Origin of the sequence: Pedobacter sp. R-06, from assembly GCF_049913135.1 — a bacterium.
Lineage (GTDB): Bacteria > Bacteroidota > Bacteroidia > Sphingobacteriales > Sphingobacteriaceae > Pedobacter.
Genome location: NZ_CP183977.1, coordinates 1,870,304 through 1,884,274 on the forward strand (window position 1 = coordinate 1,870,304; position 13,971 = coordinate 1,884,274).

Annotated in this window: 8 protein-coding genes; 4 read left to right on the forward strand and 4 right to left on the reverse strand. The window is 39.4% G+C overall.

What is annotated here, in order from left to right; genetic code table 11:
* Positions 1–813 precede the first annotated feature (813 nt).
* Positions 814–3,111 carry a histidine kinase dimerization/phosphoacceptor domain -containing protein gene (locus ACN9MR_RS07555; RefSeq protein WP_426328997.1) on the forward strand — a complete coding sequence of 766 codons (2,298 nt, stop codon included), beginning with the start codon at positions 814–816 and terminating at the stop codon, positions 3,109–3,111.
* Positions 3,112–3,387: 276 nt separating this feature from the next.
* Here ACN9MR_RS07555 and ACN9MR_RS07560 read toward each other — a convergent pair whose 3' ends face one another.
* Together ACN9MR_RS07560 and ACN9MR_RS07565 are read right to left on the reverse strand one after the other, a co-directional pair.
* Entirely contained in the window at positions 3,388–5,352 is a 1,965-nt protein-coding gene (locus ACN9MR_RS07560; protein ID WP_426328998.1) for a sigma 54-interacting transcriptional regulator, read from the reverse strand.
* A gap of 14 nt (positions 5,353–5,366) precedes the next feature.
* Positions 5,367–7,631 (reverse strand): histidine kinase dimerization/phosphoacceptor domain -containing protein, encoded by a 2,265-nt coding sequence (locus ACN9MR_RS07565; protein ID WP_426328999.1) that lies wholly within the window; start codon positions 7,629–7,631, stop codon positions 5,367–5,369.
* Between the two features lie 230 nt (positions 7,632–7,861).
* On the opposite strand from ACN9MR_RS07565, the gene ACN9MR_RS07570 reads away from it, so the two are divergent.
* The 3 genes from ACN9MR_RS07570 to ACN9MR_RS07580 all read left to right on the forward strand — a co-directional run bounded on the left by ACN9MR_RS07570 (position 7,862) and on the right by ACN9MR_RS07580 (position 12,406).
* Positions 7,862–10,405 carry a BamA/TamA family outer membrane protein gene (locus ACN9MR_RS07570; RefSeq protein ID WP_426329000.1) on the forward strand — a complete coding sequence of 848 codons (2,544 nt, stop codon included), beginning with the start codon at positions 7,862–7,864 and terminating at the stop codon, positions 10,403–10,405.
* Positions 10,406–10,794: 389 nt separating this feature from the next.
* Positions 10,795–11,778 carry a type I glyceraldehyde-3-phosphate dehydrogenase gene (locus tag ACN9MR_RS07575; protein ID WP_426329001.1) on the forward strand — a complete coding sequence of 328 codons (984 nt, stop codon included), beginning with the start codon at positions 10,795–10,797 and terminating at the stop codon, positions 11,776–11,778.
* 25 nt (positions 11,779–11,803) lie between these two features.
* Complete coding sequence (locus ACN9MR_RS07580) at positions 11,804–12,406, forward strand: pyridoxamine 5'-phosphate oxidase family protein (RefSeq protein ID WP_426329002.1); 603 nt, start codon at positions 11,804–11,806, stop codon at positions 12,404–12,406.
* A gap of 43 nt (positions 12,407–12,449) precedes the next feature.
* On the opposite strand, the gene ACN9MR_RS07585 is transcribed toward ACN9MR_RS07580, so the two are convergent.
* Entirely contained in the window at positions 12,450–13,448 is a 999-nt protein-coding gene (locus tag ACN9MR_RS07585; protein WP_426329003.1) for an alpha/beta fold hydrolase, read from the reverse strand.
* A 100-nt stretch (positions 13,449–13,548) separates the two neighbouring features.
* Complete coding sequence (locus tag ACN9MR_RS07590; protein WP_426329004.1) at positions 13,549–13,959, reverse strand: DUF1348 family protein; 411 nt, start codon at positions 13,957–13,959, stop codon at positions 13,549–13,551.
* Positions 13,960–13,971 lie beyond the last annotated feature (12 nt).

Consider the following 13,971-nt stretch of genomic DNA (forward strand, 5'->3'; position numbering starts at 1 on the left):
CGAACCTAACGGTTTATATATCTGTAAAACAGTTTTTTATAATTGATTTCCTGCTCTAAGGTACCAAAAACTCACCTTTATTTTTTTGAATGCAAATTCTTAATTTAAAGATACGAAAGTGATTAGAAATTCAAAATTATAGGCTAGTTTGATACAGTATCTTGGCCTTTAGATTTAATATGTTTTCTAGATTAGTGCTCGTAACAAGACAATCAACGAACATTTTTATTAAAGATTGAAGCGGATTGCGGATCTGAAAATTCCTTAGAAATGAGTTGAAAAAATGATATCAAATTTTTAGAGTTAGACGTATTTACACTTGTTTTCTGGGAGGGGTCGAGCCCCATCAGCGACCCAATGGTTGGTTATTCTTTAAGGATAACCAACGATTTTCAAAGTATTTGTCATAGCTTAAGGATTAACATTTACTTTCAAACATATTTTGAATTTTTCCCTCCTTATTCTACCACACATTTTGAAATAATAGAGGTTTTAAAAATGGTGATCATTAGAGCTAATTGATCATAGTAAAAAATGCTTAATAACCTTAGCAGTAGAAGCTGGGAATTAATACTTCTCTATGAAATGGAAAACAGGTTTGGTGGTATGAGCATGCCTAATCCAAGATGATCAAAGATATTGTTACAATTAATTTTAACTGTATTCCTTCCAGACTATCGGTTATCAGTACCGAAACCCCAAATCGGCTTCAAAAAAAAGGTATTTAGCCATTTCATGATGCATATTCACTAAATCTATTTGGTTATTTCATATCTTCGTGTATTGAAGCTTTGAAATCTTGAGTCGACATATATGAGGAGAGCTTTTTTATATATCATCCTATTTTTACCGGTTATATTCGCACAGGCACAAACAAGTGAGCTGGATGAACTAACTATGCCCGTCTTAAGACAAAAGCTCGCCGCCAGCAAGGAGGATACAACAAGGGTAAAGTTACAACTTGCTTTGGGACATCTGATGTTCTCGAAATCTATAAAGGGACAAAAGGATATCGATTCGGCGATTATGTTTGCCGCACAAGCCCAATCGCTCAGCAGTCGCCTTAATTTTCAATTCGGGATTATTAATTCAATGCTTTTAAAGTCAGAAATTTCTTATAACAAGGGAGACGGGGCAGGGGGGGTAAAGGCCGCGAAGAATGCGCTTGCTTTTTCGCGTCAGCATAACAATAGTGATGGGGAGGCGAGGTCATATCATATGATTTCCAAGTACTTTAACACAGGTTCCCCGGCTGAGCTTCGTACCAGGATTTGGTATAATGATAAAGCTATCGCAATATTCAGGAAAAATAAAAACAACCATTCCCTTGCTGATATGCTGACGGTGAATGCAGACATGTTGTTTCAGGCTGACCGCACCACAGAAGCGCTTAGATTCCTGTTTGAAGCGTTGAATTTGGGAAAGGGAGTAAGCAGGAGAACTATAGAGGGAATCTACTGGAATATTGGCAGGACTTCATTTAGACTGGGCGATTATGAAAATGCTTTAAAATATACTTTGCTGGCCCGTGAAACTGCGAGGGAGGTTAAGGATACAACAACGCAGGTGTGTACTATTAATTTTTTTATTGCTTCCTGTTATATAAAGAAACAGGATTATAACCGCTCGATGCCATATTCTAAAGAGGTGATCAGTATGGCCAAAAGGTACAATGATGAGGGCTTTGTGCGTTCGGGAGCTTATCAGCTGGCCCTGGCATACAGCCATACCAACCAACTCGCTAAAGCGTTAACCTTACTTAATGAAATGAAAAGCCGCCCGGGCGGCTTTTTGAAAAACATAGCACTCAACATAGAGTTCATAAATACCCTGACTTATGCAAAACATTTTCAGCAAGCTAAAGAATATGTAACCGAACTGGAGCGCGTGTTACCAAAGATTTATCCGGAGAACATCCAGCATATAATGAACGTCCACAATGCGCTTGCATATTATTATTCAGAAACAGGGAAAGTAAACAAGGCTTATCAGCATACAGAATTGTATGCGCATTTGGCACATAAACTAAATTATTCTGCGGGTATCCAAACTGCCGAATACCGGTATTACCAGCTGGTTTCGCTCAAAGGGGATAAAAAGTCTGCCTTGGCGCACTTTCAGAAGGAAAAAGCGATTAAAGATTCGATAGATAATGTTTCAAAAGCATATCAGATATCCCTGCTGCACATTGAAAATGCAGCCTTAGAAAAAAACAGGCATATTGAGTCGCTTACCAAGGACGCGCTGATTAAAGATATTAAAATGAAGCGAAATGAACTTAGTCAACGGGCGACCTTTGGCGGGATAATTGTGCTGCTGATCGTTACTGCACTTATCTATAGCCGCTACCGTTTAAAGCAGCGGAGTAATGCAATGCTATTATCACAAAAATTAGAGATCGATGAGCAAAATAATGTGCTTAAACACCTGGTATCATCTAAAAATCAGCTTCTTGTAGAGAAAGATTTGCTTTTGAAGGAAGTAAACCATAGGGTAAAGAACAATTTGCAGATTGTGATGAGCTTATTGGCGTCTAAATCTGTTTATTTATCCAGCGAAAGTGCACAGCAGGCGATTTTGGACAGTCAGAACAGGGTTCGATCCATAGCCCTCATCCATGATCAGTTATATAAAACAGATAATGTTACACAAATTAATCTCGCCCTCTACATTAAAGAATTAGTGGATTCTTTTGATAACTTCTTAAACAATGATGTTAACAATATTAAGATAGTGTGTGAGATTGATGACCTTATGCTTGATGTTTCACAGGCAATACCAATAGGTATAATATTAAATGAAACAGTGACTAATGCATTAAAGTACGCATTTCCAAATCACCAAAAAGGCACAATAAGTATTTGTGTAAAGCAGGTAAAAACGTTTGTAGAAGTGGAAATAAGCGATAATGGTATTGGGCTGCCAATGGACTTCAGCTTATCAAATGTTAATACACTAGGAATTAATCTTTTGGAAGGATTAACAGCACAGCTTGGAGGGTCATTTCGCATCAAAAATAATAACGGATTGACTATATTTCTAAGATTCCCCATGAATTCTTCACGTCAACTTGCATACAGCGGCTTGGCTAATGAGTTGGCGTATCAATAGGAGTTTTTAGGAATGTAATACTTATTATAGTAGTAACAAGTTATAGTAGTAACAAGCTATTACTAATTGATAAGTCATTCTAAAAGGTTCAGCGAAACATGCAAAATGATTTAAATTGTTCATTTGGAATCCATTTTACGCTTTAAAGGGGCTTCTTTGGTTTGTGTAGGATCCGGACCAAAAATCGAATCCATCCAATCAAATTTCCCACATTCATCAACAGGTCGAAACTTATTTTAAGAATTTCTTTTCCGTTTTCAAGGATATGATGAAATCTCAGGTTTGCTGGGGCGATAAATAATCCTGTCTCCGAATATTTAATTTTAACAATTTTGATTCCAATGTTGTAGGCTTGATCCCAAGCAATTCTGCAGCACCATTTTGTCCCCTGATTCTACCTTTCGCTATCTTAAGCACCGAAATTATATAGGCACGTTCTGTCTCCATCTGAATGTACTTAACATCATCCATTGTCTCGATTGCGTTGATATTAGGACTGCTAGTCACTATGTCAATGAGAGGTTGCTTTAAATTCAATTTACTTTTTTCATCGTTTAGGATTATAGAACGCTCTATGATATTTTCCAATTCCCGTACATTGCCGGGCCATTGGTATCCATCCAATTGTTCCATCATTGATTCTTCGACTTGCGGTATCTGCTTATTAAATTCTTTACAGAACTTATGGATAAAGAAGCTTACGAGTGCAGGAATATCACTTTTCCGCTGCCGCAGTGGAACAATCGTTATTGGAAATATGTTCAGACGATAATATAAGTCCAGCCTGAACTTGCCTTGGGCTACTTCTTTCTCCAGATTACGGTTTGTAGCGGCAACCACGCGTACGTCAACTTTAAATGGTGCATTGCTCCCAACGGCACTTACTTCTTTTTCCTGTAATACCCTAAGCAGTTTTACCTGCATATCTAGAGGCAATTCTCCAATCTCATCTAAAAAAATAGTTCCACCGTTTGCTAGTTCAAACTTCCCCTTTCTTTTTTCACTTGCGCCAGTAAATGCACCCATTTCGTGCCCAAATAATTCCGATTCAATAAGGGCAGCAGGTATCGCTCCGCAATTCACCTGAACGAATGGCTTGTCTTTCCGAGGGGATAGATTGTGAACGGCGCGCGCAATTTTTTCTTTACCCGTCCCGCTCTCTCCGAGGATTAAGACTGATGTGTTGTATGGCGCTACCTGAATGGTTAGATCTAAGGCAGCGAGTAGCAGAGAATGACTGCCAATTATACCTTTAAATTCTTGGCGCTCCATAAGTTTTACCTCATTATTAGCAGGCGCCGGCGAGATTTCGATGTCGGGAGAAATTACAGGATAGAACATTTTCTCAGTCACATTAGTCAGGGATTTGGTGAAAAGTTCTAATACTCCGGCGTGTTTCTGGGTGTATAAGTCTCTTTGTCGACTATAGAATCCATAAGAGAATTCAATCCCAGCGCTAATCTTTAACTTCAAAAATAGGTTAGATTCCATTTTGAAGAAATCCATCCAGATGCTTTCACCCGCATTTGTAGAATTTCGATTAATCTCAATATCTTCAGCGAAATGTGGCCAGTATTCAGTTTCTCCACTGGTTCTAAGCATTTTACTGGCCTGAGATTGCTTAGGGTTCTGAGCATCCGATAACTCAGTTTCAATGATGAATTGGTATTCACTGAAACCTGTCCTCAGATAGCCACAATTTATGTAACCACCCTCAGTATTAGCCCGGGTAACAATTAAATCGAAAGGAATTAAGGTTCTTAATGCATGACAAACCTTTAATAATTTTTGTTTTGCATCTGATTTTTCGTTACTTATATCCAGTAACTGTTTTTGTACGGATACTTCCTGTAAGAGCCTGGCCTCAACATTATTTTTCTGCCGATACCATGCGATATCAAGGGTAACGATTAAGTCCTTCTCCCTGAAGGGTTTTACCAGAAATCCATAGGGGTCCGTTTTTTTTGCTTCTTCTAATATGGCCTGGTTGGAGTTGGCTGAGAGATACACGAAAGCAATATGCTGTGCACTTAATATTTTCGCTAAATCTATTCCCGAGCGTTCGCCATCAAGCATAATATCCAGCAAAACAATATCCGGCTTCTGCTTCTGTAACTGATCCAACGCTTCCTCCACCGATATTGCAATGCCGATTATACTGTAACCTGCTTTTGCTAAAATTAAACGAAGATTATTTGCAACAACATATTCATCTTCTACGATGAGCACTTTTTTGGCCATGACGATAGGTTTAGCTAAATGTTTTTTTCTGGCTTAATGAATTTAATTTTGATTTGAACGCCGTTATTATTTTCAATCTGAAATGTACCTTTTAATTGTCTGGCTAGTCCTTGCATTAAGTCCAGCCCCAGAGAATTCAAGGGTGATTTATCGATGCCTTCTGGTAATCCGGTTCCATTGTCCGCAATAAAAAGCAAAAGATGATTTGGTCCTTCTTGCCCTAAAGCGATATCAACGATTCCGGGTTTGCTGTTTAGGAATGCATATTTAATGGAATTCACTATACTCTCAGTTATAATAAGACCCAAAGGAATTGCCTGGGCAACATCCAGGTGCAATTGTTCGATCTTCTGGTTAAAAATAATTCTGTTGTTATCATCAAAACTGTCACGAAGATAATAAACAAGTTCATTAATATATTCAGGCATGTATATAGTTGATACATTATCTTCCTGATATAACTTTTGATGAATCATCGACATTGCCTGCATTCTGCGTAGGCTATCGTTGACCGCCAGAATTGCAGCATCATTATCAAGATAGGTGGTTTGCGAACTCAACAAGCTGGTAACCATCTGAAGGTTATTCTTGACCCGGTGGTGGACCTCTTTAATTAACCATTCTTTCTCTTTCAAAAGCTTATCTTGTTCGGTATTCATACTTTCCAGGTAAGCATTTTTCTGATCCAATTCGCGCTGGCTTTCTTCAAGTTTCCGGTTGGTTTTTTGTTTAAGCCGGTATCGGCTAAAGATAAGTGCGGTGATTATGGCCAGTAAAACGGCCGCGGCAGTTATCGCTTTTTGCATCAACTGCGTACGCTTCATTGCGTCATCCTTGGCCTGCCCCGCTTTGGTAAGGGTATCAATATCGTTATTCTTTTTCTCCGTATCGTTTTCGATTTGCAAAAGCGATACCTGATAAGCTTTGGTAACGTTTTCTATTGAGTCTTTAATTTCTTCGGATAACAAATGGTGCTTAATGGCAGATTTATAATTGCCCTGCAATGAATCCAGTTTATAATACATGTTTTCTACCGACCTGATGCCTATAGGGAAATTGAAGGATCTAACAACTGCTTCGTACTTGTCTGCATATTGATAGGCAAGTTTTATCTGTCTGGTATCAATGTAGTGGGTGGCTAGAAAATTATATGCCGTAATCCTATTGTTAAAATTGTCTGGCGGTATCTTTTTGAGCAGACGCGTTACCTCGCCTGCATAAAATGCTGCCTGTTTATACTTTTTTGCATGGTTAAGGTTGTCCAAGAAGTAGGTCATGATATAAAGAGAATCCGCATCATTCTTTGCATATTGCCAAATATTTCTCAAGAATTTGAGGGCGTCATCAAATTTATTGACTCTGGTATAGTTAAAAGCAGCAGAGATGGATATTGTAAAAATATAATCTGAATCTTTGTAATGCTTCGCGATTTCAAGCGCCTTTAACGTATACGGGAGCGCATTCCTATAATCCTTCATATAAGTATATATGGTTGAGGTAGTGAAATTGATACTGGCAACGGTCAAGGTCGTGTCATTGACTGCTTTTGCAGATTTAATCGCAAGAAGCGAGTATTTCAAAGCGCTGGGAAAATCGCCAAGTTCATTCAGTGTTCGGCCTATAAGCCAATATATTCCCTGAATGGACTTATTCCCGATCGATTTGTTAACATTGATGGCCTCGAACAGTATTTTTATCGCTTCCATATGTTGTCTGTTTAGCAATAACATTTCCGCATCACCTTGTAAAGACGAGGCAAGCCGATAAAAATTTTGCGTTTTTCTAAAAATATCACTTGCTTTTCGGTAGTATTCCATTCTCTTAACCAGTTGTTCCGGTTTAGATATAGCGTAATGCTGGCCAATTACGATATACGATTCGGCAATTCCCACCTCCTCACCAATTTTGGTAGAATATGCTAGGGCCTCTTTTGCAGTTTTAAGACCTGCGTCAGGCTCATTTTTTTTATTTAAGCTGAGTGCCCTTAGCAAGATAGCGTTAATGATGCCTTTAGAATATCCAATCCTACGACTTAAGTGCTCTGCGTCCGTTGAAAACCTCATCGCAGCGTCTATTTCACGACTTCCACCACCTGGTTTGACCAACAATACTCTCCCAAGCGCGATTTTCAGTTTTATTTTTATCGTATCCGGATTCTGCCTGGAAAGCCTTCTCTTCAGTTCTGACACAGAAAGTTCTTCGAGGCTGGTGTTTTGAGCCATTACAGAAATATTAGAGAGGGTAAACAGCATCAGCAGGCTAAAAATTTTCATAAACATGTAATGTTCTTTGGGTTATTCAAATTACGGCATAGGCTGGCGAAAGCCATCAAAACGACAGTTATAGTATTTATCAGGATTATAATAAATAAAGCGACGGAGTCTTTAATCGATATCGATCTATCAACAAAATAATAGCATTTATGAAAATCATTATTTCTGTTTGTTCAGCTGTAATCTGACCTTCATGCATTTAAATAGGACATTTACATAATGCTAAATTAATTGCCATGATTAGACTACATATATTTTTTATTCTCGCTTTCTTATTAGCCATTACCGCAGTCAAAGGCCAGAATCAGAAATTGGATTCGGTAACAATAATACCTGTGGCAAAATATGATAGTGTAGGCAGATTGCACCGAAAAGTTTTTGGTGAAAACTATCGAAAAGATTATGCCCGTCCTATCAAAGTTCCTTTGATCAGGCTTTCGCGGATATCGGGTGGGCTTACCGCTATTCAAGCCGGAGGAGGGAACCAGTCTAAGACGCTAAGGCTTAGGGAAGCCACAGGCAAGGAATGGACGCTGAGATCCGTACAGAAATTTCCTGCTGTCTTGCTTCCAATTCCATTCAGGGAAACATTTCTCGTGGGAATTTTAGAGGATAATATGTCTGCTCAACACCCTTTTGGAGCCCTTGTTGTTCCTGTGTTGGCACAAGCAGCCGGGATACCTCACAGTAATCCCGTGATCGGAGTTGTTGCGCAAGAGGTTGGTCTAGGGATTTACGCAAAGGATTTTGCAAATACACTTTGCCTTTTAGAAGAGCGGGAACCTATGGGTAAATCAGATAACACTGAAAAAATGTTGAAGAAAATAGCAAACAGTTATCAAAATTGGGTAAACTGGCAAACCTATTTAAAGGCCAAGGCTTTAGATGTACTATTAGGTGACTGGGATAGGCATGAGGATCAATGGCGTTGGGCGGTGGATGCGAAAGCAAATGGCATTGAATACACTCCGGTGCCACGTGACCGGGATCAGGTTTTCTACCGCTCGGATGGTATCGCGCAGCGGCTTGCACAGTCCAGCTGGCTATTGCCAATGATGCAGGGTTATGAAAGAGATATTCAGAATGTAAACTGGTTCTTATGGGAGGGAAGAAATCTAAACTCACAGATATTTTCCGGTGTCAGTCAGCTGCAATGGAAGAATACCATCAGTGAATTTTGTGCTGTCATGACAGATTCGTTACTTGCTCAGGCACTACTTAAACTTCCGGACTCGACAGATCCAGATAGCAGATCACAGATACTAACGCAAATGAAAAAGCGGCGAAATGCACTCCCTTATTTGATGGATCAATATTATTGTTTCTTTAACAAAATCGTGGATGTGCCGCTTAGTGATCAGGATGAACGGGTTAGCCTGGTAGAAAAAAGTAATGGATATATGCAGCTTGTTGTTTCCAGACCCGGAATGGGGGAGACCGCTTCAGCGCAAATCCTCCAGCGGGAATTTGATCCGTCGATCACCAGAGAGTTGCGCATATTTCTTCGGGAAGGAAAGGACAGTGTTTTGATGGAATCGGGTGATTCAAGGATTAAGGTTCGTTTGATTGGAGGTTCTGATATAAAACATCTAAAGGTTCAATGGAAGGGTAAATCATTAATTTATTATGGGAAGCCGCAGGATGATATTGCAGATATGAATCACCGTATGAAAACGAGATTGTCTGCCGATACGTCTAATTTTACCTATTTTGCAACTAATCTTTATTCTCGAAAATTAACTCTTGCTAATTTCGGATTTAACGTGGATGATGGTGCTATGATTGGTGTATCGCACAGATTTACAGTACCGGGTTTTAGAAAACAACCTTTTGCAAGCACGCATTCATTTTCTGCCTTATATGCATGGAATACTTCAGCATTTAACGTGCATTATTTGGGTGAGTGGCTGAATGCTGTTGAAAACAATGATCTGCTTATCGATCTAAAAGTAAATGCCCCAAATAATGCGCGTAATTATTTTGGCGCTGGGAATGAAAGTGAATTCGATCGGAAATCTTCGCCTGTTAGTTTCTACCGCGCACGGTTTGATCTCCTTACTTTAAAAGCTTTGATAAGGAAGCGCTGGGGGGATAATAATTTTTCATTCGGGCCATTGTTTCAATATTTTCATTATTCGGATTCAAACAATAAAGAAAAATTCATTAATGGTTATCTGGCGAAAAACAATTCCAACAGGCCAGTTAGTCTGAATAATTTTCAGATTGGCACAATATTCCAATTGTATATAGATAACAGGGATAAGAAAATCCTCTCACAGTCCGGAACAATTTTCAAATCAAACCTTGAATTACTGACTGGGTTTGGACCAAGCGCCAGTCGTGTCGGCGTACTGAACTCTGAATTTACATTGTTTTTTAAACTGAATAAAACAGGAACTGTTGTTTTCAGCAATCGCCTGGGTGCGGGGCTCAGTGCAGGAAGACCTGAATTTTTCCAGTTGCCATATTTAGGGGGAACGGATAATTTAACCGGCTATAGAAAATTTAGGTTCACAGGTGATTACAGTGCGTTTAATAATGCCGAAGTCCGGATAAAATTAGGGGAGTTTTTAAGCTACATCCTTCCTGGGGAGTTTGGGCTTAATACAATGTATGATTGTGGTAGGATTTGGGAACGAGGTGAGCATAGTGACCGGTTACATCATGGTGTTGGCGCCGGGCTCTATTTTGCTCCGGCATCTTCTGCGCTAATTAATTTAATTGCTGGATATTCAAATGAAGGCTTTTATCCTACACTTTCCCTCAAAACCCGATTATAATGAAAACGATAATTGACGTTAAAAACATAATTCCTTTTTTTTTACCCCGTGTCGACGCAGACCTTAGGTTATGCTGTTGAAGTAAAATATAAAATCTGAACTGAATATATCTAGCGCTATAGGTTTTTTCGGGGTCGTATGAAAACGATTATCATTTTATGTAATCCCCACTTTGTTGAGGCAAAAGCGCTGAAAGCTTTCCAACCTCGATTTGCTGATTCTTTGGCTTTAGCTATGATATTTCAAAAATTGTTCCTGTTGCTATTTATCACTTCAATAGTATTTGCTATCAGTTTTCTGATTGCTGAATTCGCTTTCTGTCAAGATAAATTCAATAGGTTTACATCATACAATCACAATCATGTGGTATTATAGCTAATCAAAATAATATGAAAAAAATAGGAATAAACGGCTTAGGCCGTATCGGAAGGGCATCTTTAAAATTAATCATGGAAAGTGATCATTTAGAACTGGTTGCAGTAAATGATCTGATGAGTATTGAAAATGCAGTATACCTCTTGAAGTATGATAGCATTTACGGTCGTTATGAGCGGGAGATTACACACAGTGAAAATACGGTTTATATCGGCGATAAATCCTTTCATTACAGTTCAGTGCGTGACATCTCGGATTTGCCTTGGAGTGAATTTCAGGCCGAGGTGGTAATCGAAAGTACGGGGCTATTCACAAACCGGGCCGACGCAGAAAAGCATCTGGCTTCCGGAGCAAAATTCGTTGTCATATCAGGGCCGACAAAAGATACCCCTACAATTGTTCACGGGGTGAATACCGATGAAGGTAAGGTTAATATCTTCTCCTGTGCAAGCTGTACCACAAATAATATAAGTCCGATTATCGAAATTTTAGGTCGCAGAATCGGGATTAAAAAAGCGATTTTAAACACCACTCATGCCTATACCGCATCACAGACATTGATGGATGCTCCCTCGAAAAAAGAACCCAGAATGGGCAGGACAGCAGGAATTAATCTGGCGCCCGCTGCAACAGGGGCAGCGATAGCAACTACAAAAGCACTTCCACAGTATGCCGGTAAATTTGATGGTGTTGCAGTTAGGGTCCCGGTTTCTGTCGGATCTATTTCTGATGTCACATTTATTTCTGAAAGGCCCACAAGTGCCGAAGAGATCAATGAGATTTTGATAGAGGAATCCTTATCGTCAAGGTATAAAGAAGTGGTTGGTACAACAGATGAACCGCTGGTTTCCACCGATATTATAAAAAGTCCCTTAGCCTCAATAGTGGATTTGGCCATGACCAGGGTTGTAGATGGTGATTTGGTAAAAGTGATGTCCTGGTATGATAATGAGTGGGGATTTACGAATCAAATGATCAGACAGATTGGTGCCTTATAAAAAAAATAAAGCTTAAATTTAAACTATGAACTACGCACAGCTCGCATTTACGGATGCAGTTAAAAATCTACAGGAGAAGCTCGGTAGCCGGCTGAGTTATGACCGCATGGAAAAAAGAAGCTTTATAGATGGACTTACCGATTCTGAAATTGACTTTATAAGTGATATAGATAGCTTTTATATTGCCTCATTTGGGGAAAATCAATATCCATACATCCAGCATAGAGGAGGCCCCAAAGGTTTTATTAAGGTTATCGATAAAGGTACAATCGGGATAGTTGATTTTACAGGGAACAGGCAGTACATTACTGCAGCTAATATTTCCAGGAATCCAAATGTTTCACTTATTCTTCTTTCCTACCCGCTGAAAGCACGGCTAAAAATATATGCGAAAGCTGAGGTTGTTGAAATCGATAAAAACCCAAGGCTTTATGAGCTATTGAAACCTGAGGCATATAAACATAAACCGGAATGGATGTTGACATTCAAAATATCCGCTTACGACTGGAACTGCCCACAACATATCGTTCCAAAATATACCCTTGAAGAGATCGAGGAACTTTTAAAACCGCAAAAAGCATACATAGAGCGGCTTGAACAGGAAATCAAAAGATTAAAAGAGATTTAATAATGAAAAGGCCGGACATTTTTATGTGCCCGGCCTAATTCTTTTATTTTAATTCTTTCAGAAAGCTCTGTATCAAAGCGGCTACTTCTTCACCGCTTTCCTCCAACAGAAAGTGTCCGCCGTTAAAGAGGTGAACTTCTGCTTTTGGTAAGTCTTTCTTATAGGCGGTCGCTCCGGCACCCGGGAATATTTTATCATTCTTTCCCCAGACCAAAAGTGTTGGCGGCTGATGCTTGCGAAGGTAATTTTGCCATTCCGGATACTTTGGGAAATTATTTTCATAGTCTCTGAAAAGCACCTTTTGGATGTCTTTTATGCCCGGCTGCTCAAAAAAGAAATGATCCATATTATAACTGTCAGGACTGATTCGCTCGGGTTGGGATGCGCCATATAGGTACTGTTCCTTTATTCCTTCTAAACACATCATGTAATTCGCCGCTGCTTTAAGGCCTTCAGTATCCTTTGCCGCACTTAAAGCACCTATTTTCTGAACATCAGGCCCAATTCCTTCCATATACATATTGGCGTTTTGGATGATCAATGCCTTAATCAATTCGGGCCTGCGGCTCGCAATCCGAAATCCAATCGGACCACCATAATCCTGCAGGTAAAAGGTAATGGACGTTAACTTAAGGTTATCTATAAATTTTTCAACAATCTCCGAAAGATGGTCGAATGTGTAATTAAATGTCTCAGGAGACGGACTGCTGCTCATTCCGAAGCCAGGATAATCGGGCGCAATTATGTGGTAGTCCGGCGCCAGTTTTGTGATTAGATTCCTGTACATGTGTGAGGATGACGGAAATCCGTGTAGGAGTAGGATTATTGGTTTTGCCTTTTCACCCGCCTCTCTATAAAATATTTCGGTATCTTCCACCTTTATTTTTCGATATTCCATAATATTTGAACTTTGTGAATGCTTTTGCGATGCAAGCGAACGCACTGACGTTTTTTTGGAACCCTTCACAGTTTGCGCACGGGCTATAGTTAGGCTGGATGCCGCGATCAAAACCGTAGTCATCAGCATGCTGAATTTTTTCATTTTTTCTCTTTGAAATTGTTTTTGTTTGTTACAAATGCCGAAATTAAATCTTCCTTTAAGGGTGTTTTCTTATGTAATCTCAGTTGATGATACAGGCTCACTATAAGCGTCTTTCAGATTCATGAATGGGAAGGTCGTTTATACTCGCATATCTCCTGGTCATCAGTCCGTTTGTATCGAACTCCCAGTTTTCATTGCCATAAGCCCTAAACCATTGTGATTGAACGTTTTGATATTCGTACTCAAATCTGACCGCAATTCGGTTTTCATGGAATGCCCATAATTCTTTTTTAAGGCGGTAGTTTAATTCCTTTGACCATTTCTTTGTTAAAAATTTTACGATTTCCGCTCTCCCGTTAATAAAAGTATCTCTATTCCGCCATTCACTATTAACTGAATAGGCTAAAGATATTCTCAAAGGATCCTGAGTGTTCCAGGCGTCTTCTGCAAGTTGAACTTTTTGTAATGCTGTTTCTAGATTAAATGGGGGTATAGGTGGTCTTGTTTCCATCTTTATTAACTT

Bases quoted from the DNA above. Each gene is read 5' to 3' on its own strand.
- ACN9MR_RS07570 (WP_426329000.1), top strand. From the start codon at position 7,862: ATGATTAGACTACATATATTTTTTATTCTCGCTTTCTTATTAGCCATT.
- ACN9MR_RS07575 (WP_426329001.1), top strand. From the start codon at position 10,795: ATGAAAAAAATAGGAATAAACGGCTTAGGCCGTATCGGAAGGGCATCT.
- ACN9MR_RS07560 (WP_426328998.1), bottom strand. From the start codon at position 5,352: ATGGCCAAAAAAGTGCTCATCGTAGAAGATGAATATGTTGTTGCAAAT.
- ACN9MR_RS07585 (WP_426329003.1), bottom strand. From the start codon at position 13,448: ATGAAAAAATTCAGCATGCTGATGACTACGGTTTTGATCGCGGCATCC.
- ACN9MR_RS07565 (WP_426328999.1), bottom strand. From the start codon at position 7,631: ATGTTTATGAAAATTTTTAGCCTGCTGATGCTGTTTACCCTCTCTAAT.
- ACN9MR_RS07590 (WP_426329004.1), bottom strand. From the start codon at position 13,959: ATGGAAACAAGACCACCTATACCCCCATTTAATCTAGAAACAGCATTA.
- ACN9MR_RS07580 (WP_426329002.1), top strand. From the start codon at position 11,804: ATGAACTACGCACAGCTCGCATTTACGGATGCAGTTAAAAATCTACAG.
- ACN9MR_RS07555 (WP_426328997.1), top strand. From the start codon at position 814: ATGAGGAGAGCTTTTTTATATATCATCCTATTTTTACCGGTTATATTC.